Source organism: Tenacibaculum tangerinum (assembly GCF_029853675.1).
Classification (GTDB): Bacteria; Bacteroidota; Bacteroidia; order Flavobacteriales; family Flavobacteriaceae; genus Polaribacter; species Polaribacter tangerinum_A.
In genome coordinates this window covers 1,512,916-1,537,490 of the sequence record NZ_CP122539.1, presented here as the reverse complement: position 1 = coordinate 1,537,490, position 24,575 = coordinate 1,512,916, and the positions used below count along the sequence as shown (strand labels likewise).

General features: G+C 34.7%; 23 protein-coding genes and 1 pseudogene. 12 read left to right on the top strand and 12 right to left on the bottom strand.

Annotated elements, in window-relative coordinates; genetic code table 11:
• Positions 1 to 9 precede the first annotated feature (9 nt).
• The 7 genes from ccoN (at position 10) to P8625_RS06605 (ending at position 6,933) form a co-directional block, all read left to right on the top strand.
• Positions 10 to 2,211, top strand: coding sequence for a cytochrome-c oxidase, cbb3-type subunit I (ccoN, locus tag P8625_RS06635; RefSeq protein WP_279652677.1), 2,202 nt, complete (start codon positions 10 to 12; stop codon positions 2,209 to 2,211).
• A 5-nt stretch (positions 2,212 to 2,216) separates the two neighbouring features.
• Positions 2,217 to 2,384: a CcoQ/FixQ family Cbb3-type cytochrome c oxidase assembly chaperone gene (locus tag P8625_RS06630; RefSeq protein ID WP_279652676.1), complete on the top strand. Its 168-nt coding sequence runs from the start codon at positions 2,217 to 2,219 to the stop codon at positions 2,382 to 2,384.
• A 14-nt stretch (positions 2,385 to 2,398) separates the two neighbouring features.
• A complete protein-coding gene (locus P8625_RS06625) occupies positions 2,399 to 3,325 on the top strand; it encodes a cbb3-type cytochrome c oxidase N-terminal domain-containing protein (RefSeq protein ID WP_279652675.1) in 927 nt (308 codons plus the stop codon).
• A 39-nt stretch (positions 3,326 to 3,364) separates the two neighbouring features.
• The gene (ccoG, locus tag P8625_RS06620) at positions 3,365 to 4,786 is read left to right on the top strand and encodes a cytochrome c oxidase accessory protein CcoG (protein ID WP_279652674.1); all 1,422 of its coding nucleotides are present in this window, start codon (positions 3,365 to 3,367) and stop codon (positions 4,784 to 4,786) included.
• A gap of 75 nt (positions 4,787 to 4,861) precedes the next feature.
• Positions 4,862 to 5,308, top strand: a complete 447-nt coding sequence (locus tag P8625_RS06615) for a FixH family protein (protein ID WP_279652673.1) — start codon at positions 4,862 to 4,864, stop codon at positions 5,306 to 5,308.
• Positions 5,308 to 6,006, top strand: coding sequence for a sulfite exporter TauE/SafE family protein (locus tag P8625_RS06610; RefSeq protein WP_279652672.1), 699 nt, complete (start codon positions 5,308 to 5,310; stop codon positions 6,004 to 6,006). Before P8625_RS06615 ends, P8625_RS06610 begins: the two co-directional genes overlap by 1 nt.
• An 84-nt stretch (positions 6,007 to 6,090) precedes the next feature.
• On the top strand, positions 6,091 to 6,933 hold the full coding sequence (locus P8625_RS06605; RefSeq protein ID WP_322790512.1) for a universal stress protein: 843 nt from the start codon (positions 6,091 to 6,093) through the stop codon (positions 6,931 to 6,933).
• A gap of 61 nt (positions 6,934 to 6,994) precedes the next feature.
• Here P8625_RS06605 and P8625_RS06600 read toward each other — a convergent pair whose 3' ends face one another.
• The 9 genes from P8625_RS06600 to P8625_RS06560 form a co-directional block, all read right to left on the bottom strand.
• Positions 6,995 to 7,702 carry a DUF4369 domain-containing protein gene (locus P8625_RS06600; protein ID WP_279652671.1) on the bottom strand — a complete coding sequence of 236 codons (708 nt, stop codon included), beginning with the start codon at positions 7,700 to 7,702 and terminating at the stop codon, positions 6,995 to 6,997.
• A gap of 40 nt (positions 7,703 to 7,742) precedes the next feature.
• Positions 7,743 to 9,050, bottom strand: a complete 1,308-nt coding sequence (locus P8625_RS06595; protein WP_279652670.1) for a DUF819 family protein — start codon at positions 9,048 to 9,050, stop codon at positions 7,743 to 7,745.
• Between the two features lie 44 nt (positions 9,051 to 9,094).
• Entirely contained in the window at positions 9,095 to 9,760 is a 666-nt protein-coding gene (locus tag P8625_RS06590) for a DUF2490 domain-containing protein (protein ID WP_279652669.1), read from the bottom strand.
• A 152-nt stretch (positions 9,761 to 9,912) separates the two neighbouring features.
• Positions 9,913 to 13,107, bottom strand: a complete 3,195-nt coding sequence (locus P8625_RS06585) for a WD40/YVTN/BNR-like repeat-containing protein (protein ID WP_279652668.1) — start codon at positions 13,105 to 13,107, stop codon at positions 9,913 to 9,915.
• Positions 13,108 to 13,202: 95 nt separating this feature from the next.
• Complete coding sequence (locus tag P8625_RS06580; protein WP_279652667.1) at positions 13,203 to 13,367, bottom strand: Arc family DNA binding domain-containing protein; 165 nt, start codon at positions 13,365 to 13,367, stop codon at positions 13,203 to 13,205.
• 2 nt (positions 13,368 to 13,369) lie between these two features.
• Positions 13,370 to 14,290, bottom strand: a complete 921-nt coding sequence (locus P8625_RS06575; protein WP_279652666.1) for an alpha/beta fold hydrolase — start codon at positions 14,288 to 14,290, stop codon at positions 13,370 to 13,372.
• Complete coding sequence (locus P8625_RS06570; protein ID WP_279652665.1) at positions 14,287 to 14,772, bottom strand: DUF6141 family protein; 486 nt, start codon at positions 14,770 to 14,772, stop codon at positions 14,287 to 14,289. Before P8625_RS06570 ends, P8625_RS06575 begins: the two co-directional genes overlap by 4 nt.
• Position 14,773: 1 nt before the next feature.
• Positions 14,774 to 14,941, bottom strand: a complete 168-nt coding sequence (locus tag P8625_RS06565; protein WP_279652664.1) for a DUF4177 domain-containing protein — start codon at positions 14,939 to 14,941, stop codon at positions 14,774 to 14,776.
• Between the two features lie 16 nt (positions 14,942 to 14,957).
• The gene (locus tag P8625_RS06560) at positions 14,958 to 15,818 is read right to left on the bottom strand and encodes an SPFH domain-containing protein (protein ID WP_279652663.1); all 861 of its coding nucleotides are present in this window, start codon (positions 15,816 to 15,818) and stop codon (positions 14,958 to 14,960) included.
• 121 nt (positions 15,819 to 15,939) lie between these two features.
• Here P8625_RS06560 and P8625_RS06555 point away from each other — a divergent pair, with 121 nt between their 5' ends.
• The 4 genes from P8625_RS06555 to P8625_RS06540 all read left to right on the top strand — a co-directional run bounded on the left by P8625_RS06555 (position 15,940) and on the right by P8625_RS06540 (position 20,599).
• Entirely contained in the window at positions 15,940 to 16,728 is a 789-nt protein-coding gene (locus P8625_RS06555) for a S1/P1 nuclease (protein WP_279652662.1), read from the top strand.
• A gap of 127 nt (positions 16,729 to 16,855) precedes the next feature.
• The gene (locus tag P8625_RS06550) at positions 16,856 to 17,359 is read left to right on the top strand and encodes a TlpA family protein disulfide reductase (protein WP_279652661.1); all 504 of its coding nucleotides are present in this window, start codon (positions 16,856 to 16,858) and stop codon (positions 17,357 to 17,359) included.
• Between the two features lie 6 nt (positions 17,360 to 17,365).
• Positions 17,366 to 17,986: a thioredoxin family protein gene (locus P8625_RS06545; protein ID WP_279652660.1), complete on the top strand. Its 621-nt coding sequence runs from the start codon at positions 17,366 to 17,368 to the stop codon at positions 17,984 to 17,986.
• 114 nt (positions 17,987 to 18,100) lie between these two features.
• Positions 18,101 to 20,599: a M14 family metallopeptidase gene (locus P8625_RS06540; RefSeq protein ID WP_279652659.1), complete on the top strand. Its 2,499-nt coding sequence runs from the start codon at positions 18,101 to 18,103 to the stop codon at positions 20,597 to 20,599.
• A gap of 74 nt (positions 20,600 to 20,673) precedes the next feature.
• Here the strand turns inward: P8625_RS06540 and P8625_RS06535 are convergent, their stop codons facing one another.
• On the bottom strand, positions 20,674 to 20,895 hold the full coding sequence (locus tag P8625_RS06535) for a hypothetical protein (RefSeq protein ID WP_279652658.1): 222 nt from the start codon (positions 20,893 to 20,895) through the stop codon (positions 20,674 to 20,676).
• Positions 20,896 to 21,424: 529 nt separating this feature from the next.
• Between P8625_RS06535 and P8625_RS16245 the strand changes: the two are divergent.
• A pseudogene (locus P8625_RS16245) lies at positions 21,425 to 22,244 on the top strand (IS982 family transposase).
• A 55-nt stretch (positions 22,245 to 22,299) separates the two neighbouring features.
• Here P8625_RS16245 and P8625_RS06515 read toward each other — a convergent pair.
• On the bottom strand, positions 22,300 to 22,785 hold the full coding sequence (locus tag P8625_RS06515) for a YqhA family protein (protein ID WP_279652656.1): 486 nt from the start codon (positions 22,783 to 22,785) through the stop codon (positions 22,300 to 22,302).
• A gap of 528 nt (positions 22,786 to 23,313) precedes the next feature.
• Positions 23,314 to 24,084 carry a HisA/HisF-related TIM barrel protein gene (locus P8625_RS06510; protein ID WP_279652655.1) on the bottom strand — a complete coding sequence of 257 codons (771 nt, stop codon included), beginning with the start codon at positions 24,082 to 24,084 and terminating at the stop codon, positions 23,314 to 23,316.
• Between the last annotated feature and the right edge of the window lie 491 nt (positions 24,085 to 24,575).

The following is a 24,575-nucleotide window of genomic DNA, read 5'->3' as shown; positions in this document are numbered from 1 at the left end:
AAATAAATTATGGAAATGCAACAATTTTATTACGATAATAAAATCGTAAAAAAATTCATCTATGCAACTTTACTATGGGGAATAGTAGGTTTCTCAGTAGGATTGTTATTGGCTTTTATGTTTTTATTCCCAAATTTAACAGACGGTATTTCGTGGTTAAGTTTTGGACGTTTAAGACCATTACACACGAATGCTGTAATTTTTGCTTTCGTGGGGAATGCCATATACGCAGGAGTATATTACTCGTTACAACGATTGTTAAAAGCCCGTATGGCGAGTGATTTTTTAAGTAATTTCAACTTTTGGGGGTGGCAGTTAATTATTGTTGCAGCAGCTATAACATTACCACTAGGAATTACCACATCAAAAGAATATGCCGAGTTAGAATGGCCAATCGATATCGCCATTGCTTTAGTTTGGGTAGCTTTTGGTGTGAATATGATTTGGACAATCTTAAAAAGAAGACAACGTCACTTATATGTAGCCATTTGGTTCTATTTAGGAACTTTTGTAACCGTAGCGGTACTACATATTTTTAATAGTTTAGAATTACCAGTAAGTTTCTTAAAAAGTTATTCAGTATACGCAGGAGTTCAAGACGCATTAGTACAATGGTGGTACGGGCACAACGCCGTAGCATTCTTCTTAACAACTCCTTTCTTAGGGTTGATGTACTATTTCGTGCCTAAAGCAGCAAACAGACCCGTATATTCATATAGATTATCTATCGTACACTTCTGGTCATTAATATTCATCTACATTTGGGCAGGACCACACCACTTATTATATACATCACTACCAGATTGGGCACAAAACTTAGGAGTAGCATTTTCTGTAATGTTAATTGCACCTTCTTGGGGAGGTATGATCAACGGGTTGTTAACACTTCGTGGAGCTTGGGATAAAGTACGAGTAGACCCTGTATTAAAATTTATGGTAGTAGCCATTACAGGATACGGTATGGCAACTTTCGAAGGTCCAATGTTATCATTAAAAAATGTAAACGCAATTGCACACTTTAGTGATTGGATTATCGCACACGTACACGTAGGTGCCTTAGCATGGAACGGATTCTTAACCTTCGGTATGCTATACTGGCTAGTACCAAGAATGTTTAAAACAAAACTATATTCTACAGCATTGGCAAACTTCCATTTCTGGATTGGAACGTTGGGTATCATAGTGTATGCCTTACCAATGTATGTAGCTGGATTTGTACAAGCTTCAATGTGGAAACAATTTAATCCAGACGGAACATTAACCTACGGAAACTTCTTAGAAACCGTAAACGAAATCATTCCTATGTATTGGATGCGTGCCATTGGAGGAAGTTTATACATCCTTGGAGCGTTAGTAATGGTATATAACATTATTATCACAGTACGCTCTGGTAGCGACGTTACCGATGAATTAGCAGAAGCACCAGCATTAACGAAGGTTTCTAAACACAGAACTTCTAAAGAAGGATGGCACACGTGGTTAGAAAGAAGACCTATTAAATTAACTATCTATGCTACAGTAGCTATTTTAATTGGTGGTATTGTTCAAATTATACCTACATTATTAGTAAAATCTAATATACCTACTATTACTAGCGTTCAACCTTACACACCATTAGAATTAGAAGGACGAGATATCTATATCCGTGAAGGATGTGTAGGATGTCACTCACAAATGGTACGTCCATTTAGATCAGAAGTAGAACGTTATGGAGAATTTGCAAAAGCAGGAGAATTTGTATACGACCATCCATTCTTATGGGGTTCTAAACGTACAGGACCAGATTTATTAAGAGTTGGAGGTAAGTATAACGATAGTTGGCACTTAAATCACATGTACGACCCACAAAGTACCTCGCCAGGATCTATCATGCCAGCATACCAATGGCTTGTAAGAAATAAGTTAGATAAGAGTGATACCGAAAGCAAAATGAAAGCAATGGTAACCTTAGGAGTTCCTTATACCGAGCAGGATATCGCCAATGCGCAAGCGAGCATGGAACAACAAGGAGCTAAAATTCAAGAGAACTTATATGCCGATCCAGATTTTGCAACCAATTACGAAGCAGATAAAAAGTATGCTCAAGAAAACGGACAAACTTTCATTGAAATGAAAGATAGAGAGATCGTAGCCCTAATTGCTTATTTACAAAGATTAGGTACCGATATTAAAGTAAAAGACGTTGAAAAACAATTAAGCGCTAAAAATTAGAGATTATGTTAAAGTTTGTAAAAAACCATATGGAAACTATTGCAGGTATAGAAATATACCCAATTATTTCGCTAACCATATTCTTTACGTTTTTCGTAGTGTTGTTTTGGTGGGTGTTTACAGCCAAAAAAGAGTATATAAGTAGTGTAAGTAAATTACCATTTGATAATTAGTAAAATTAAAAAAGATGAAAAAATATTTTCAATCTATAGCATATATCATTTTTATTGCAGTAACCCTTTTTGCTATTGCTACTGCAATTAAATCATACGAAAATCCATTTAGCTTGTATGAACATCCGTTGGTATGGATAGCTGCGGTAGCACTTATTATAGTAATAATTTTAAAAGAAGCTTTAAATATTGTTTCACAACAAAAGGCAGAGCAACTTCAATTAGAAAAAGACGGAATTCAACCTGAAGAAGTTGATAACTGGGCTTGGGCTAAGAGTATTATTAATAAATGGACGGCAGCGAAAGCCATAGAAGAGGAAGATGAAATAATTTTGGACCATAATTATGATGGAATTAAAGAGTTAGACAATAACTTACCGCCATGGTGGCTATACTTATTCTATGCAACCATTATTTTTGCCGCCGTATATTTAACAAGATATCATATACTAGGAGCAGATACTCAAGAGATGGAATACGCCCATTCAGTTGAAGAAGCAAAACGAGAGTTAGCAGCATATAAATCAAATTCTAAAGAAGCTATTGTCGATGCCGAAACAGCCACTGTTTTAACTGATGCTAGTGACTTGAGTAGAGGTAAAGCGGTATATAACCTAAACTGTGCTGCATGTCACGTAGCAGACGGAGGAGGAGGTATTGGTCCAAACTTAACCGATGAATACTGGATTTTAGGTGGAGGTATGAAAAATATTTTCAACACCATTGCCAATGGAGGAAGAGATGGAAAAGGTATGGTAGCTTGGAACAAAACACTAAAACCAAAAGATATTCAAAAAGTAGCAAGTTATATCATTTCGTTACAAGGAACTACACCAGCAAAACCAAAAGAACCGCAAGGAGAGTTGTATAAAGAAGACGGTGAAGCACCAGCTGTAGTTATGCCAACAACAGAAGAGCAATTAAAAGACAGTATCCAATAGTAGGTACAATTCATTACAAATTAGTTTTTAATAGTTGATATGGAAACACCCAAGAACGAACAATTCAGAGATAGTATTGGTACTATAAACGATGAAGGAAAAAGAGCTTGGGTGTTTCCAAAAAAACCTAGCGGAAAATTTTATAAATACCGAAGCTATGTAAGCTATTTTTTATTAGCCTTTTTATTAGCCGCACCTTTTATAAAAATTAATGGAAATCAGTTTTTACTCTTCAATGTTCTAGAACGTAAGTTTTCTATTTTCGGATTTCCTTTCTGGCCACAAGATTTTCATCTAATGGTAATTTCAATGATTATAGGAGTGGTGTTTATCATCCTATTTACCGTTGTATTTGGTCGGATTTTCTGTGGATGGATTTGTCCGCAAACCATTTTTATGGAAATGGTGTTTAGAAAAATTGAATACTTTATTGAAGGAGATAGAGGAAAACAAATTCGACTAGCAAAGCAGCCTTGGAATGCCGAAAAGATTAGAAAAAGGGTCTTAAAATGGATAGTCTTTTTTATCATCTCGTTCATCATAGCAAATGTTTTCTTGGCCTATTTAATCGGAGGAGACAAATTAATAAGTTATATAACAGGCAACCCATCAGATCATCTCAGTACATTAATATCACTGCTAATATTTACAGGAGTCTTCTATTTTGTGTTTGCATGGTTTAGAGAACAAGTATGTATCATTGCTTGTCCTTATGGTAGATTGCAGGGAGTGTTATTAGACAACAAAACGATTAACGTAGCCTATGACCATGTAAGAGGAGAAGGAAAAACAGGTAGAGGAAAGTTTAGAAAAAACGAAGACAGAGCAACAACAGGAAAAGGAGATTGTATAGATTGTTTTCAATGTGTACATGTATGTCCTACAGGAATAGACATTCGAAACGGTACGCAATTAGAGTGCGTGAACTGTACAGCTTGTATCGATGAATGTGATCAGATGATGGAAAAGGTAGGATTGCCAACAGGTTTAATTCGCTATGCAAGTGAAGCAAATATTGTTAAGAAAACGCCTTTTAAGTTTACGGCTAGGATGAAAGGATACTCAGCAGTATTAGTCATTTTAGTAGGAGTTTTAATAGGAATGCTATTTTTAAGAAATGATGTAGAAGCAACAATTTTAAGACTACCAGGTCAGTTGTATCAGCATAAAGAAAACGGAATTATTAGTAATATTTACACGTTTAAAGTAGTAAATAAAACCACGAAACAAATAGAAAATGTGAGTTATAAATTACTATCTCACAAAGGAAAGATTGAAACAGTAACGCATCAAAATTTTGAAGTTCCTAAACAAGGATTAGCAGAAGGTACCCTATTTATAGAAATGCATCAATCGGAAATGAAAAAAGAAAAAGTAAACCTAGAGATTGGGGTGTATAGCGGCGACAAACTTATTGAAACCACCACAACCAATTTTTTAGGACCAAGGAGTTATAGATAACCAAGTCAATACGTTGGTAGTTTTTAGTTTGTATTCTAACTAAAGACTAAAAGTTAAAGACTAAAATTAAATAAAATGAAACTAAACTGGGGCACGGGTATAGTAATAGCAATTATAGGCTTTATAGGCTTTATCATGTATTTTGTAGTAGCAATGAGTACAGGTAAAAACTACAATCACGATTTGGTAACAGAAAAATACTATCAACAAGAATTAGAGTTTCAGAACAAATTAGATGCTACTAAAAACGCAAAAGCATTAAAAGAAAACATCAAATTAGAAAAAGTAACTGAAGGAATTAAAGTCCATTTTCCAACGGACTTTAATCCTAAAGATATAAATGGAAAAGTGTTCCTATACAGACCATCTGATAAACAATTAGATTTCGAAATGCCTATTTCGATTTCTGAAACATATTTGCTCGTGCCTGAGAAACGTTTGTTAGGTGGTCGTTGGAACATAACTGTTTCTTGGAACTACAAAAATAAAGATTATTTATTTCAGAAAGAGTTGATGTACTAATGTTTCTTTCAGCAATCATATTTGGTTTATTAGGAAGCTTCCATTGTATTGGTATGTGCGGCCCGATTGCCTTTATGTTACCAGTAGATAGAAGAAATAAAGTAACGCAGTTTTTTCAAATTACAAGTTATCATTTAGGACGTTTATTTACCTATAGTTTAATAGGTTTTTTATTTGGTTTGCTAGGAAAAGGATTTTATTTCTTCGGATTTCAACAACAACTTTCAATTATCGTGGGAGTGTTGATGATTTTAGCAATCCTTGTACCCAAAACCTTTCAGAAGTACAACTTTTCAAACCCAATGAATAGGCTCGTAATGAAGGTGAAATCTTCCTTGGGAAAAGAGTTGAGAAAAAAAGGAAACGATACGTTTTTTACCATTGGCTTTTTAAATGGTTTTTTACCTTGCGGATTGGTGTATATGGCTGTTTTTGGCGCATTAACCACTACCAGTATGTTGTCGGGAAGTTTTTATATGTTTCTCTTCGGATTAGGAACCATACCCTTAATGACCGCTGTTGTATACGTAGGTAATTTTGCAAATGGTTTCATACGAAAAAGAGTTCAGCAAGCCATACCTTATGTAGTTGTTGTTATAGGTATATTGTTTATTTTGAGAGGTTTAGGATTGGGTATTCCTTATGTATCTCCAGTTCCTGTTACCGACTTTCATAACGCAACGCAAGGTTGTCATTAAAAATAATGATAATTGTCATGGTATAACTGGTAAAGTTTAGCTAACTTTATAATATAATGTTAAACCCCTAAAACAATAAAATAAATGATGAAAAAAATTATTGTCCCTGTTGATTTCTCTGAGTACTCTGAAAATGCTTTAAGAACAGCTGCTTTCTTAGCCAAACAAAAAGAAGCAGAAGTGTTAGCGGTACACATGCTAGAGTTATCGAATGCAGTAATTAGTCAATCTGAAAGTGCTGTACAACAAGAAATGGTATTTTACCTGAAATTAGCAGAGAAAAGATTTAATGAATTTTTACAAAAAGAGTATTTATCAGATGTAAAAGTAACTCCAATTATCAAACATTTTAAAATTTTTAGTGAATTAGATGATTTAGCCAAAAATGAAGAGGCTGATTTAATCATTATGGGTTCAAAAGGGGTAGGAGGAGTCAAAGAAATACTCGTTGGTTCTAACACCGAAAAAGTAATTCGTCATGCACACGTACCTGTGCTGGTAATTAAGGAGGAGCCCATAGCAAGTAAAATAGAAAAAGTATTGTTTGCGTGTGATTTTTCTGACGAAGATGTAGAGCCCTACATGAAAGCTAAAAAATTCTTTAAAAATTTAGATGCAAAAATAGAAATACTGTATGTAAGCACTCCAAATTCTAAATTTAAAAGTTCGAAGGAGCTAGAAGATAGAATGATGCATTTTTTCAATCAAACCGATGAAAAACATCAAGATAGTATTCCTAAAGTAAAAATGGTTTCTGATTATTCTGTAGAAAAGGGAGTATTTTATTATGCCAATAAAGAAAACTCAGATATTTTAGTCGTAGCTACTCACGGCAGAAAGGGCATTACACACTTTTTTGAAGGAAGTATTTCTGAAGACATTGCTAATCATAGCAAGTTACCTGTACTGTCTTTTAAAGTTCAATAAGTTATAAAAAACCAAAAGCTCATTCAAATTGAATGAGCTTTTGGTTTTTTACAAAGAAAAACTATTGTTTTTCTTCTTTAGCTTTTATTTCATCTACAAATTTTTGTAAACGTTTACCGTATTCAGAGTTTTTAACCTTGGGTGTTAAACTGTTATTAATCGTATCTAAAAGTTTAATATTAGCATCGTATAATTCAGATAAAGCAATATAAGGAGCCGCTTCACTATCGGCATTGGTAATAGCAAAGTTTGCTGAAAATAAGAAACGGCGACGTATCATTTTGTTATAATCAGCTTCTAATTCCTTCAAGAGTTCTTCGTCTTGAGCCTGACGTGCTTCAACCACTTTCTTAATAAAATCTAAGCGTTGGTCTGTAAATTTTTTATTTATTTTACGGTAGTTATCTATTACCTCCTGATTTTTAGAACCTATTATTTCAGGTTTAAAACCAAATTCTTCAACATTATCATTTATAGTAATTTTTCCTTCTTCTCCAAAAAACATAATGTGTTTATCGGTGGTATTGCCATCAAAAGTCAAGTAATACATTACAGGAGACTCTACGTTATCAGTTAGTATAAATTTGTCATCAGCTAATAAAGACATAGAGTCGACGGGCACTAATAACGTATCCTTCATTTTTTGAAGGTATAAAGTACCTTTTTTTAATCCTTTAATTTGACCTTTTACAATCATATTTCCCTCTTTTTTAGAGGAGCAAGCAACCGCAATAAGTGCAATTGCGAAAAGCGCAATAATTTTCTTCATTGAATTCAAAATTTATCTGGTGCAAATATGCAGATTTCTCCTAAACTTTAGAGGCAATTTCCATTAAAATTGTACACACAATCGCACCGATAGTACCTATGGCATAACCAAAAACAGCCAATAAAACACCTACAGTTGCTAAGGAAGGATGAAAAGCTTGTGCTACAATTGGGGCAGATGCAGCACCCCCAACATTGGCTTGGCTACCTACTGCTAAGAAAAAGTACGGAGCACGGATTAATTTAGCTACTAAAATTAACAATCCGGCATGAATTGACATCCAAACCAAACCAATGAAAATTAGATTCACATTTTCAAAAATTAAGGTTAAATCCATTTTCATTCCTATGGTTGCGACCAAGACATAAATAAAAATACTTCCTACTTTACTGGCGCCTGCACCTTCATAATTTTTTGCTTTTGTAAAAGATAAGATAATAGCAACAATAGTCGATATACTAATCAACCAAAAGAAACTAGAGCCTAAAAAAGAAAAGATATTTCTCCAGGTTTGAGATGCTATATTTGCAGTTAATGAAGAGAACACGTTGCTTAAATATGCGCCGGCAAAATGCCCAAAACCAACAGTTCCGAAAGCAATAGCTAACATAATCATAAAATCGGTTAGGGTAGGGGTTCTTTTTACGCTTTGGGTAAAGTCAGATACGCGTTCTTTTAAATCTTCTATCGCTGAGGTATCGGCTTTTAGCCACTTATTAATTTTGTCTTTTTTACCAATACCTATTAGTAAAATGGCCATCCAAATATTGGCAACTACAATATCTACAAATACCATTCCTCCATATTTAGCAGGATTGTATTGATAAATTTCTAGCATGGCAGTCTGGTTAGCTCCACCACCAATCCAGCTTCCTGCTAAGGTAGAAAGTCCTCTCCAAACAGCATCAAACCCAGCACCTCCAACAGTTTCTGGTGAAAATGCAGAAATTAATAAAATTGCTATAGGGCCACCTATGATGATTCCTACAGTACCTGTAAAAAACATAATTAATGCTTTTGAACCCAGATTAAATATGGCTTTTAAGTCAATACTCAGAGTCATTAAAACCAGTGCGGCAGGTAATAAAAATCGACTGGCAACATAATAAAGTTGTGATTCGTTTTCTACAATTTCTCCGATGGTATTCTTAGTTTGCCATTCGGGAGCAATAATGCCTAGGGTTGTAAAGATGGCGGGTATAAAATAGGCCATAAATAACCCAGGAACTATTTTATAAAATTTATACCAAAATCCTGAAGTTTTCGATTCTGTATAAAACACAAAACCTAACGAAATCATTAAAATACCAAATACGATTGCATCGTTTGTAAAATGAGGTGCTTCCATCTAAAAAAATAATTTGTTGCTAAAGTATGAAATAATACTGAGTTCTATTTTCTATGATTTGTACTAATTGCAACTCCTAGCAGAATTCTATTAAAGTTACCTATTTCGTTTACATTAATTAATTGATATCCTGCTTGTAATTTTAAAGTAGTAGATACCTTATATTTAAAACCAGCTCCTAACCAATTTTGATTATACGATTCTCCTTCAAAATCTAAAAAGGTTTCATCGTACAAATAAGCGGACCATTTTTCATTGATAGGTTGACTTAAGGCTATTTGATATCTTAAAAAGTTGCCTGTGGTTGATTCAAAAAAACGTTGTTCTCCTCTCAAACGGTGGGTAAAGCTTACAGTAGCTATTTTATGTTTTACGTTTAGATCTTCATAAATACGATGTTCATTAAAATCACCTGCATCTACATTAAAAGTTCTATCAGTATTTAAAAAAACATATCCAACAGCAGCACTTATAGTTTTACTAAATTTATAATTACCACCTAAGCGAACAATAAATTGTTGCATATCGTCTCCAATTTCAAAGAAACGGAATTGTACCATACTTTTTAAACTAAACTTATCAGAAATTTGATGAGAACCTTTGTACATATACCATGCTCCCAATTCTTTTGTCGGATCTGGTGCTATTGATTGTTGAGCGAAATTGTTTAATGAAAATAAAATGATAGTTAATAAAGTTAACTTTTTCATAATTGTTACAGTGGTAGTTTTTTATATTAAAAACCTCCTAAATATATAATATATAAAGGAGACTTACTCTTTGAGTCAGCAAAAATAAAGTTCTAAAGTTTCTTACGAAAAGAATTGACTGTTAAAATTGTGTTCGTCTTATATTCAGCTTTTTATTCTAAATTAAATTGCTTGATTTCTTTAAACGGAGATAACTCTATTTTTTCGAGTTGCTCTTTATATGTCGTCCAGTCTTTATCGAAGAAAGCGTTGGTTTTTTCTAGAGCAGGTTGTAGTGCTTCTTTAAATTGAATGATTAATTGTTTTTCTGTAGCCGTTTGTTCTCCAAACCTACTATTTACATAGCTACTAGCTGTTCCGAAGCGTTGCATAACAGTTGATTCTGGGTTTCGAGTAATGCCTTGTCTTTTATCTACTTTTCCTAAGTACAGCGCTAAAAGTGTGTCAATCTTCTTAACAATATCCTCAGAATGCTTTATAGATTCTTTATATCTTTTTTTGTCTTTTTTTGTTAATTTTTGTTTGAAATCGGTTGCAATATTTTTACTCTCTACTAGCTGTTGCACGGCATCTGCTACAATCTTTTGGTGTGTTTCCAAGTCTTTTGCTGCGGCATATTTTTGGTCGATAGCTTCTTGAGAGATACGAAGTCTTGGGTCAAACTTCACCGTAATGTTTTGTGTTGATGTTTGATCTCCAAACGTAGCTTTTATCGTGTACATTCCGGGCTTTACTCGAACACCACTGGGTTCTCTTTTTTGTTTTCTAATGGTTCTCGAAGGTCGTGCTACACCTTTTTCATCCATAAACCATACAGCTTTATGAATTCCATTTTCTTCAGGAGTTTTTCTTTTAAGGGTTCTAATAAGTCTATTACCATCAAAAATTTCAAATTTAATCGAGTCCCATTTTACGATGTTTTCGTCTTCTTTTACATCCGATTTTTTGTCTTTTTCATCAATGTTTTTTGCTGATTTTGGTTTGTTTACATAAAACTGTACCAAAGCACCACGACTTCTGTTAGTGCCATTATACATCGCATCAGCACCAAATCGGCTACCTGTGGGTTGCTGATATGCGGCTTGGTAGCCCGTTGGTGGCGTAAATAGCTGAATATTTTTAGTAAGAATGTTTTTGTTTTTCGCCAAGGCTCTTAGCGGACGAATATCATCCAATACCCACGCTGCTCTACCAAAAGTACCTATCACTAAATCGTGTTCTCTTGGGTGAATTACCAAGTCTTTTACAGGAACGGTGGGGAAACCTTCCGTCCATTTGGTCCATTTTTCTCCTGCATTTAAAGAAATATATAACCCATCATCCGTTCCTAAAAACAGTAAATTCGGTTCAATAGGATCTTCTACTATACATAGAGTAAAGCTTTTTGCATCACTTTCATGAACAATACGCTCCCATGTTTTTCCGTAATCTGTGGTTCGATAGGCGTAGGGTGTGTAGTTAAAACGACGATAATCGTTCGCAACCAGTAAAGCTTCTCCTTTGTTTTTATTGGATGCTTTTATTTGCGTGATCCAACTATTTTCCGGTAAGCCTTTTAGGTTTTTTGCAATATTGGTCCAAGTAGCGCCTCCATTTTTGGTAATATGTACTTGTCCGTCATCGGTAGCAACCCATAGCATATCTTTTTCTAACGGAGAGGGTTCAATCACCAGAATAGTACAGTGATTTTCTGCTCCGGTAGCATCCATGGTGAGTCCGCCACTTTCCGATTGTTTAAGTTTATTGGGGTCGTTGGTCGTTAAGTCTGGAGAAATAACGCTCCATGTTAATCCCTTGTCGGTTGATTTGTGTACAAACTGGCTTCCGAAGTATAAAGTGCTGTTATCAAAGGGATCGATATTAATGGCGGCATTCCAGTTAAAACGTAATTTAACGTTGGCATCGGGGTGTGTTGGACGCACGGTATAATTGTTTCCTGTTTGGTAATCGTAACGAGATACGTAGCCTTGTTGACTCATAGTCCAACCGTAGCGTGAATCGTCTTTATCGGGTACGACATCAAAACCATCACCAAAACTAATTTCTTGCCAATACGAATTTCGAATTCCTTGCGCTTTCCACACATAGGCAGGTCCACGCCAAGAACCATTGTCTTGCATTCCTCCATACACATTGTACGGAAATTCATTATCTACATTTATATGGTAGAATTGTGCTACAGGTAAGTTACCAATAAAGCGCCAGGTTTTACCACCGTCTTTGGTCACATTCATTCCACCATCGTTTCCATCAATCATAAAGTTTCCATTGTTGGGGTGAATCCACCATGCGTGATGGTCAGGATGTACTCCGTTGTCAACACCGTAAGCAGGCATGAGTTCTTCAAAGTTTTTACCTCCGTCAATAGAAACATTTACATAGGTAAAAACCGTATATAGTTTGTGTTCGTTGGTAGGGTCTACATAAATTTCTGAATAATAAAAAGGTCGATTTCCGATACCACTTTTATCATTGATTTTTTTCCAAGAAAAGCCACCGTCTTCACTTTTGTACAAGGCATTTTTTTTAGCTTCTACTAAAGCATATACAGTATTGGGATTGGAAGGAGCAATGGCGACTCCAATTCTACCTAATTCACCTTTAGGAAAACCTTCTTTATCGGTAATTTTCTTCCAGTTTTCTCCACCATCATGGGTAATATACAAACCACTTCCTTCGCCACCCGATTTGAAAAACCAAGGGTCGCGTTTGTGTTCCCACATGGCGGCTATGAGCTTGTTTGGGTTCGATGGGTCCATGATTAAATCGGCAGCCCCTGTTTTATCGTTGTTGAATAAAATTTGTTTCCAAGTTTTTCCGCCGTCGGTAGTTTTGTACACACCTCGTTCTTTATGTGCTCCCCAAGGAGAACCGATAGCGCCTACATACACAATATCTGGGTTATCTGGGTGTATCACCACACGGTGTATGTGACGTGTTTTTTCCAATCCCATTGATTTCCATGATCGACCGCCATCTAGCGATTTGAAAATTCCGTAACCACCATTTAAACTGTTACGAGGGTTTCCTTCTCCGGTTCCTGCCCAAACTACGCTAGGGTTTGATTGTTGTATGGCTATGGCACCGATAGAAGCAGTTACTTCCTTGTCGAAAATCGGCTCCCATTTTATTCCCCCTGAGGTAGATTTCCAAATTCCGCCAGAGGCAGTACCCACAAACATAATATCAGGATTAGACGTTACCACGTCAATCGCAGTTACACGTCCGCTCATACCTCCAGGACCAATGTTTCGAGGCTTCATGTTTTTAACTAAGTCCATTGAAAACTCTTGAGAAAAAGTAGCACAAGAGAAGGTAATAAACAGCAGGTAACAAAGTTTTTTCATAAGGGATGATTCATTGTAGTTTAAAACGTACAATGTACAAAATAGAAAACGCTCTATAAAATAGGGCGTTCTTTTTAACAAGTTCTTAAGATTTGTTATTCCTCTTTCTTTTTGGGTGCTCTTTGGGCTTCCTTCAGAGTTTGCATTAGCATCCATTCAATCTGACCATTGGTCGATCGAAATTCATCAGAAGCCCATTTTTCAATGGCTTTCAACATATCTTCATTAATGCGGAGTGCAAATGCTTTCTTTTTTGCCATAATTATTGTTTCGCAAAGTTAACAATAGATTTTATTAATTTTTCTGATACCGGATAGTCTGGTGACAGGTATGAGTTTTGATTGTCTTCGTTTTTAGTTATGTGCTTTAATACGTGATTCATGTTGTTAATAACGACCAATGTTGCGTTCGGATTGGCTTTGTGCAATAATTCAGCGTCTTCTACGGCTACTTGTAAATCTTTAGTTCCGTTAATTATTAAGGTAGGAAGGGTAATTTTTTTTATTTCTTCGGAAGGGTTGTAGTGCATCCAAGATTTGATGAATGGTAGGTTTTCAGGAGATAAAATGCTCATAAATAAAGGGTTTACCTCTTTAATAGTATCTGTTTCTTTTAATTCTTTAAAATGAGCGTTTAGAGCCGTTTCTAAAAAAGGAGCTTGTTTTTTTAGTTGTTTAACAATAAGAGAGTCAATGGTATTTGCGGGGCCAGCTAAAGAAACGTATTTCGTTGCTTTTTCAGATGCTAACATGGCTACTAGCGAGCCTTGACTGTGTCCGACAAGAATAAGCTCTGAAAATTGATGGTTGTCTTTAAAATAGCTTACTACTTTTTTGGTGTCTGCCACAAAATCTTCAAAAAGTGTTCCTTTCAAATACTCGTTGTTTTTAGGGTTTGCAGTTCTTTTATCGTAACTAAAAAAAGCCAAATGGTGCTGGTTTACAGCATTTCTAAATTGTTGTATATAATTAGCTTTAACTAAAGGGGCTTGGTTTCCGTTTCTGTCGACATTTCCAGATCCGTGTACCCAGATTAATAACGGACTATTTTTTTGGGTATAGCTTAGCGTACCTGGTAGTTCTATTTGGTTGTTCTTTATGACAATTTCTTCTGCTGTTACTTGCCCAAATGAGTTGATGAAGCAGATGACGTATATAAGTAAAAAGGTTATTACACGAATCATTGTTTTTTCAATTTATAGGTTTCTAAAACGCTTCTTGCTTCGTTTTCTTTTTGAGTTCCTATGAGTTTGTTTTTGTTGTCTTTTGTATAGATTTTAATTCCAATATTTCCTTTTACATTTACTGCATTTCCTTTAATACCCCAACCACCGTAATCAGTAATAGGTCTATATTTAATTACGTTAACTTCATTTATATCTTTCCAAGGAATTTTTTTGTAATTCAAGTTAATAGGGTAAAACCTGTAATGTATACCATGTTCATCGATTCTTGTTTCCAGTTTTGTAAAGTAAAAAAAACTTGTAAAACATAGCAGTACCAATGTGGTGATTATTAGCATACTATTTGGCATTGGATTATCACCATAAGGAATTTTTAAAAATAGTTGTTGGTATGTTCCGTACAAGAATAATCCGTTAATGGTTATGAGTAAAATCCACAGCCACCATTGTGTAAACCGCTGTTCTTCTTTAAAAATTTTCATATTATCGGTTTTTATCTCTTTCTAAAATAAGTTCAATATTGCCGTCACTCACATGGTAGGTACTCGCTACATGCCAGCCTTGTTTTGCATAATTGTTAATTTCATCTTCAAATTTTTGTCTTCCGTTAGACCAACTAAATTTTCTATGTATAATCTTATATTCTTTCATAGGGCAAATAAATAGTTTAATGATTCAAAGTCCCAGCATTTACTACAGGTGAAGCTTCTTTGTCTCCACATAAAATAACTAATAAGTTACTAACCATGGCTGCTTTGCGTTCTTCGTCGAGTTCTATAATTTCTTTTTTACTCAATTCTTCTAAAGCCATATCTACCATATCAACAGCACCCTGTACAATTTTATGTCGAGCAGCAACAATAGCGGTAGCTTGCTGGCGTTTTAACATAGCGCTGGCAATTTCTTGCGCATAGGCTAAATACCCAATGCGAGCTTCTAACACCTCGATACCTGCAATAGCCAAGCGTTCTTCTAATTCTTTTTCTAAAGCCTCGCTTACTTCATTTACACTTGAGCGTAGGGTAATATCCTCCTCATGCCCTTCGTCCGCAAAATTGTCATACGGATACATGCTTGCTAGTTTACGTACAGCAGCATCTGTTTGTACGCGAACAAAATTCTCATAGTTATCTACATCGAAAGCAGCTTTGTAGGTTTCGGTAACCCTCCATACCAAAATAGTAGAAATCATTACAGGGTTTCCGAGCTTATCGTTCACTTTCAAACGCTCGCTATCAAAATTACTAGCTCTTAAAGAAATAGTTTTCTTTTTGTATAAAGGATTCGCCCAAAACAAACCGTTTTGCTTAACGGTACCGACATATTTTCCGAAGAATAACAACACTTTAGAAGAATTAGGGTTCACCAAAATAAAACCTAAGGATAAGATAAAAGCGATGATCGTAATGAGAATGAAGATAGGGTTTTCAGTGTTTATGGCAAGTGCGATACCGCCAATAAAAAGAATAAGTACGATAAAAAACATTACATACCCGTTTGCTGGTTTGATAATTTTTTCTGCTTTCATATTTGTTGAGTTAAATTGATATTAAATTGATATCATAAAGATATAAAATAAAATTTATCAATTGCAAATTTTTGAAGATTTATTTTTATAATTTAGCTTCCGATTTTAATTTAAACGATTCATGAAGACAAAATTTTTAATAGTATTGGCCGCTTTATTGGTAAGTGTATCATCCATAGCTAACAGTGAAGATGTTTGGGGACCTACTGGTCATCGAACTACAGGTAAAATTGCAGAGCAACATTTAACAAAAAGAGCCAAAAAGAAAATAGAAAAGTTATTGCAAGGGGAGAGTTTAGCATTTGTATCTACTTATGCGGATGAAATAAAATCTGACAGAAAAAAATACGGAAAGTTTTATACGTGGCACTACGTGAATATGCCTTTAGATGCCCGTTACGAAGATACTGAGAAAAATCCTGATGGCGATATGGTAACAGGAATAACCTATTGTATAAAAGTATTGAAGGATGAAAATAGCTCAATCGAAGACAAGCGTTTTTACTTGAAAATGTTGGTGCACTTGGTGGGAGACTTACACCAACCGATGCATGTTGGACAAAAAGAAGACAAAGGAGGTAATACGATTCAGGTTCAGTGGCACGGAAAAGGTTCTAATTTGCACAGAGTTTGGGATGAGGATATCATTGATAAGTGGGACATGAGTTATGTAGAACTTGCTTGCAATGCCAAAGACCTGTCGAAAGAGCAAATCAACTATATTCAACAAGGTACGGTTGTAGACTGGCTGCACGACACGCACAAAATTACCAAAGGAGTGTACTCATCTGTTGAGGTAGGCGAGAATTTAAGATATCGATATTCGTATGTGTACTTTCCAGTAGTAAGAGAACAATTACAAAAAGGAGGATTGCGTTTGGCAAAATTACTCAATGATATCTTTAGTTAGTCCACACAATACAATAATAATACTAAGGCTCGGAAACATATTTTCCGAGCTTTTTTCTTGTTAATATTTAGTTAATTCTATCATTTTAAAAAGAGAAACCGTTAATTTTGAGATAAATCGTTTGAATATGTTTAGAAGTACATTCCTGCTCGTAGCTCTATTTACCACTCTTTTCAGTAGTGTAATAACCAAGGCTCAGGTTACGAATACATCTAACATAACTACCTTAAATTACGAAGAGCTCAAACCATTTTTACATCAAAACAACGATACAACGTATGTAGTTAATTTCTGGGCTACTTGGTGCCTACCTTGTGTAAAGGAGTTACCAGCTTTTGAAAAAATTCAACAAGCATATAAAAACAAGAAAGTTGAGGTTGTTTTGGTAAATTTAGATTTTGCGAAGCAAGTAGAAACAAATTTGATTCCGTTTATAAAAAAGAAAAAGTTGCAATCTAAAGTGCTTCATTTTGAAGATGCTAACGAACAATTTTGGATTCGAGATATTTCAGAAAAATGGTCAGGAGCGATTCCGGCAACCTTAATTTACAACAAACAAAAGAGAAAGTTTTACGAACGAACTTTTAGCTATGAAGAACTACAAAACGAATTACAAACCTTTTTAAACTAAACAAATATGAAAATAGCTAGAATATTACTCATGTTAGTGATCGTTGCAACGGCTTTCGCATTTACCAACACTAGTTCTACAGGATATAAAGTAGGAGACGAGGCTTCAGATTTTTCTTTAAAAAACATCGATGATACCATGGTTTCTTTGGCTGACTTCCCAGATGCCAAAGGCTTTATTGTAGTATTCACCTGCAATATGTGTCCATACTCAGTAGCCAATGAAGATCGCTTAATTGCGTTGGATAAAAAATACAAAACAAAAGGATATCCAGTAATCGCTATCAATCCGAATGACCCTGAAGTGTCCAAAGGAGATAGTTTTGAAGCAATGAAAGTACGTGCTAAAGAAAAAGGATTTACTTTTCCTTATTTGTTTGACGAAGGCCAGCGAGTATATCCGAAATACGGAGCAACGAAAACGCCTCATGTATATATTCTACAGAAAGAAAACGAGAAACTAATGGTAGCTTATATCGGGGCTATTGACGATAGTTCGCGCAATGAAGCAACGGTAAAAGAACGTTTTGTAGAAAACGCAGTAGATGCTTTATTACAAGGAGAAAAACCAACGAAAACAGATACCAGAGCCATAGGGTGTTCGATTAAATATAAAAAAGAAGGATAGTTGAGAATAAAGATTGAAGATAAGATAAGTCCCGCAGTTGGTGTGGGATTTTGTCTGTTAAATTTGATGAATTACTCAATTTTATACTGAACCACAAACGAAACCAAAAAAATAATGAAAAACTTAGTACTATCTCTACTATTTGTCAGCGCGACATTAACAGCTCAAAACATCGATTTGAGTTATTACTTGCCAAAAGATGTTTCTTACAATCAAAACATCCCTACACCAAAATCAGTTTTAGGGCATGAAGTGGGGGAGTGGCATGTAACACATGACAAGTTGGTAACATACATGAAAGCACTTGCTGATGCTTCAGATAGAGTGGTACTTGAAAACAGAGGAACAACCTATGAAGGGAGGCCTTTGCTGTTGCTAACCATTACTTCGGCTAACAATCATCAAAATTTAGAAGCTATACGAAAAAAACATATCGAAGCAACCAACGATGCTTCCGTTGTAGTAATGGATAGTCCGATAGTGGTGTATCAAGGATTTTCGATTCATGGTAATGAAGCAAGCGGTTCGAATGCAGCATTGGCAGCAGCATATTATTTAGCAGCTGCTGAAGGCCCAAAAATAGAGAAGTTATTGCGTAACACCATAATTTTGTTTGACCCTTCTCTAAACCCTGACGGATTGCAACGTTTTGCCTATTGGGCAAACACGAATAAAGCGAGTCATATAAATCCAGACCCGAACGATAGAGAATACCATGAGGTTTGGCCAGGAGGCAGAACCAACCATTATTGGTTTGATATGAATCGTGATTGGTTGCCTGTTCAATTACCAGAAAGCAAGGCAAGAATTGAAACTTTTCATCAATGGTTGCCTAATATTTTAACCGATCATCATGAAATGGGCACGAATTCCACCTTCTTTTTTCAACCAGGAATTCCCAACAGAACCAATCCGTTAACGCCAAAAATGAATCAAGAATTAACCAAAGAGATTGCTACTTATCACGCCAAGGCCTTCGATAAAATTGGTTCAACCTATTATTCAGAAGAAAGCTTCGATGATTTTTACTACGGAAAAGGCTCTACATTTCCAGATATTAATGGAGGTATCGGCATTTTGTTTGAACAAGGGAGTTCTCGTGGGCATGCTCAAGAGAGTGAAAATGGAATTTTAACGTTTCCGTTTGCCATCCGAAATCAGTTTACAGCGGCACTATCAACCCTAGAAGCTGCTCACAATATGCGAACAAAAATCTTACAGTATCAGCAAGATTTTTATACAAATTCTAGGAATTCGGTAACAAATAAAGTGATAGTGTTTGGTGATGAAAAAGATGCAGCAAAAACAAATCATTTGGCAGCGGTTTTACAACGTCATCACATAAAAATTCATGAGTTAAAAGAAGATGTGACATCAAACGGTACACAATTCAAAAAAGGCTATAGTTACGTAGTGCCGATGAATCAAAAAAATCACCGATTGGTACAAGCGATGTTTGACGTGCGAACTAGCTTTAAAGACAGCTTGTTTTACGATGTGTCTGCGTGGACATTCAACTATGCATTCGGAGTTGATTTTGCGGATAATGTATCGTTGTCTAAAGCAGGTGTTGAGGTTGCTAAAATACAACCTAGGCAAGGAACTATTCAACAAAAAAGTAGTGTAGGCTACTTATTTCCTTGGAATGAATACTACACTCCAAAAGCTTTAAATGTCATTTTAGAAAAAGGACTACGAGCAAAAGTAGCGATGAAAAAGTTTGCAAACGATGGTAATTCGTACGACTACGGAACTATCTTTATTCCAGCGCAAAATCAAAAGTTAAACGGAAGTGAATTATTCGATTTTTTAGGAAAAGTAGCCAATGAAAATCATATAGAAATTAAAGGGGTATCTACAGGACTGAATGAAGGAATTGATTTGGGAAGTAGAAATTTTGAAGCTATAAAGCCTCAAAAAGTAGCCATGTTGGTGGGTAGAGGAATCACAAGTTACGATGCTGGCGAAATTTGGCATTTGTTTGACCAGCGTTACGATATGAAAATTACAAAGCTAGATACGGATTATGCTTCGAGAATAAATCTCGAAACCTATACCACCATTATTATTCCGAATAGTCGCGCTCTAGATAAAAATTTAGTAGAGAAACTAAAAATATGGGTACGCAACGGTGGGGTGTTAATCGGATATCGAAATGCGGTGAGTTGGTTGTCTAACAAAGGATTTATCAACTTAAAGTTTAATAAGACAAAAATAGATTCTGTGCAAAATGTATCTTTTGAAAACCGTTCGTTGCAATCGGGAGCGCAAGTAATAGGAGGGGCTATTTTTGAAGCAAAACTCGATCGTTCTCACCCTATAAATTTCGGATATAAAAACGACAAAATAGCCTTGTTTAGAAATACAAAGCAGTTTATACAACCCGATGCGAAGAGTTATAACAATCCGATTCAGTATACGAACAGTCCTTTATTAAGTGGTTATATTTCAAAAGAAAACTTAAAAGCTTTAAAAAACACGGTTCCGTTTAAAGTTGAGCGATTGGGTAGTGGAAGGGTAATTGTTTTTACCGATAATACCAATTTTAGAGGATTTTGGTTTGGTACGAACAAGTTATTGATGAATGCTATTTTCTTTGGAAAGTTGATGTAGTGGTTTTTAAAATTACTTGACTCGTCCTAAAAAAAATGTAATGATTTTTCTAGGACGAGTCAAGTAATTTGAAGCTACTCTATTCCGCCTACAAAAAAATAAGTACTTCCACCACCATGTCCATGATCTTCGCACCAACGATTACCACTCGAAACCACTGAGTCCATGGATTCAGCAGAAGCACTAAAAGTCGCTCCATCTTCACAGGTTACAGTACCGTAGCCAGAACCTCCGTTAATTAATCGTTGTTCATTTTTGTTCAAAGTTGAACCTAAGTTTGAAATGTTTTTTAGCATAATTTTAAAGTTTTAAAGTTTTTGAAAATTAGATATTTAATTTAAGAACAAGTGAAGAAAAACCGTAAAAAAGTAAAGAAAAACCGTAAAATTAATACTTTACGATTTATTTTTATTATTTCGAATTTAGACCCATTGTCTCTTCGAGTAAAATTAGTTGAATGAAATGGAAACAATTATTTATTAGAAATAATTTTTGGGTGAGACTATAGAATCGGATAGACTACACAATTAGGTATTCTGGCGACACCATTAATAATGGAATACCACATTTTTTGAGCTTATTAAAAAAAGCAACTGTTATTCAAGATGCAAATCCTTCAGTCTGAAAGTGTATTAATCTTTCGAAGTGAATTTTGTACTATCTAACGTGAGTTCGGGATAAAAAAGTTTTTAATTACACGAAAAAAAGCGAAAAATTTAGTAAATTAAAGTATTGATTTTTAACTGTATAACTAAATTATCCACTATGATTTCCGATTTTAAAATTACTGAATTTTTCTGTTTAATTGATGATTTTTGTGCCTAAATTAATCAAGTTATTGATAAAAATGCTTTAGAAACCTGTTCAAAGATAGTTAGACGAAGAAAGCCTAAACTCACCCAAAGTGAAATAATTACCATTATGGTACTTTTTTATTTTAGTGGTTTTAGGTGTTTTAAACACTTTTATATCGAATATGTTAGCAAACACTTGTCGATTTAGTTTCCTATAACCGATTTGTTGAATTGAAAAAGCGTTGTTCAGTGCCTATGATACTGTTTCTTCAAATGCACTGTTTAGGTCAATGCACAGGGATCTCTTTTTTAGATTCTACCACTATTAAAGTATGTCATTATAAAAGAGAAAAACAGAACAAAGTTTTTAAAAAACACCACAAAAAAAGGGAAAGGAATCTGGGGTGATTTTTTGGTTTTAAACTTCATATTATTATCAATGAAAAGGGCGATATTGTTGACTTTTTAATTACGCAAGGTAATATAGATGACAGACAACCACTTAAAGATAAAGCCTTTCATGATCGTGTGTTCGGAAAAATATTTGCCGACAGAGGGTATTTAGGTAAAGAACTGTTTGAACAGCTTTTGTAGATGGAATACATTTGGTTACAAAAATTAGAAAGAATATGAAAAATACTCTTATGCATATCTATGATAAAATTATGCTTAGAAAAAGGGCTGTTATTGAAAGTGTGAATGATATTTTGAAAAACGTATGTCAAATAGAGCACACAAGACACAGAAGCTTCGATAACTTTATCTTAAATTTGGTCGCAGGGTTAATCGCTTATTCGTTCTATCCAACTAAACCTAATATTAATATCGATAACCTACAAAGAATAGGGTAAACTATCCCGAACTCACGTTAATTAGGCTCTATACTATAAGCTTTAATTTTCAAATTTAGTGCCCATCACCTTTTTTGTTATTTCCCTTAAACTGAAATAACCCGAGACTCACGGTAAGTAGTAATATAGAAATGGGTAGTATTAAAAAATACCAATCTATTTTTCCGTGTGCATGTATAATGCTAGCAACAAAATGAATTACTAGAGTCGTTAAGATAGTTTGCCATAGTAAAACCTTCAATTGTGAAAAGCTATTAATATGTAAAATATGTTTTTTCTCAGTAGACGCTGCGTTGTTGTTATTTTGAGGAAAAAATATATTATAAATGCCCGAGGAAAAGACGATAAAAACTAAAGCTACCAAAAATAAATCTAATGAATCTAATATTTTCAGTGCAGCATATGAAACTTCTTGCGAAGCATTGAAAAGACCTGAAATTCCCTTATAAATATTCATAATACCCATTACTATAAAAATTAACGCATTGATAAATGTGAAGAAGACAATAATCGTTATTAATATTTTTAGTATGCTTTTCATAATGGTGTCTTTTTATATAATTAATCTTATATTTTAGTAAACTACACTCATGCCAACAGTTTGTGTAGGAATTGGTGTTGTTGCTTCTTTAGCTAATTTAGCAAAAAAGTACTACTCTTATTAAAAGTCTGTCAGATTTTCTGATAAACGGCACAAAGAAATTGTTTTTAAACATTATGTGTATTACATAGATTGTAGCCTTCCCCTTTTTAGGACACCTTAAAATTCAGCAAACTACTTTCCTTTAATGAGACATTGTTTCTTAATTTTTTCCTGTACTTCAGTTTTAATTTCCGCTATATGATTTTCTGAAACCCCGATAAAAAAGCTTTCTGCGAACACAGAAATCCAATCTTTTATTCCCATATTCCCGTATTCTCTTCTGCAGGCTCAGTGGTTCTGTCGTAATGCTTAGCTAAAAGAACCCTAAATCCAGCCAATTCGAGTGCAGTTGAATACTCTTTGATTGAAGGAAAATACCATAAGTATAAATCAGATTGTTCTTTATAGTTTCACTATTTTAGATTATTATGTACTGATTTTTGGATTGTTTTCTTTGTATTTTGAATAATCTCCCTTTGCTAAAAAAGAAGCTCTTCCCGCTTGAACGGCAGTTTTAAAAGCTTGTGCCTGTAATATTGGATTTTCCGCATAAATAATAGCGGTATGCACAATTACTGCATCTGCACCAATTTGCATGGCTTCAGTAGCGTGCGAGGGTTTACCAATACCAGCATCAACAATAACAGGAACGTTCGCTTCTTCAATAATCATTTCAATAAATTCTTTGGTTATAAGCCCTTTTCCTGAACCAATAGGTGAACCCAGTGGCATAACTGTTGAGCAACCAACCTCTTGTAGTCTTTTAGCCAATACTGGGTCGGCATGGATGTAGGGAAGTACTTTAAAGCCCTCTTTTACTAAAATATCGGCCGCTTTAAGGGTTTCTACACCATCGCTCATGTAATGAGTATTATATGGGGAAACTTCAAGTTTAATCCAATCAGACAAACCTGCTTTTCGTATTAATCTTGCCAATGCAACAGCTTCATCGGCAGTTTTGCAACCATGGGTATTGGGAATGTATGTAATGTGATTAGGAACATTTTCACAATGTAATCCATCTTTACTTTTGGGTTTATCGAGCGACTGTATTTGTGTGTGGGTGACAATCTCGGATTGGCTCGCATTCAATAGATTGGTGAGCATTGTCTGATCAAATCCGGTTATTTCGACTATTAATCTTGATTTGAATGCCTTTTCGGCGATATAAAAATCATCATTTTGGTTTAGTGTCATTATGTTGTTTTTTTAGTTTTAATTGGTTGTTAGCCGGGTAATAGGGTTTAAAAGACAATCTTAAATAAAACTTGTAAAAGACTGTAAAACAAAAAATTGAAATGCAATTTAGGTATTCTACAGTTGTAAACAAAGTTAACGTAATGGGTTTTTACAATCGTATTTCCATTATGAATGCTGTAATTTTACTTTTTGTTTTAAAAAGTTCGGAAAGATTAAATAATTCTAACTTTATCGAGTTTGAGGGTTAAACTAGATATACAAAAATAGTTTGTTTATCTGCTGACCTTTGTTTTCAGGAAGTATTTGGGTATGATCTTTTTGAATAAAAGACAAAAAAAGTATTTCTAGTTCCAATTATAAGGCTGTTTTTTACGGGCTTATACTCTTCAACCATTTTTTGTAAAAAATACTTTAACCTGAAAAGGATAATGAATAGTAAAAAGCATAATTTGAAAGATATGATCAATATTGATTGTTTTCAATTATAC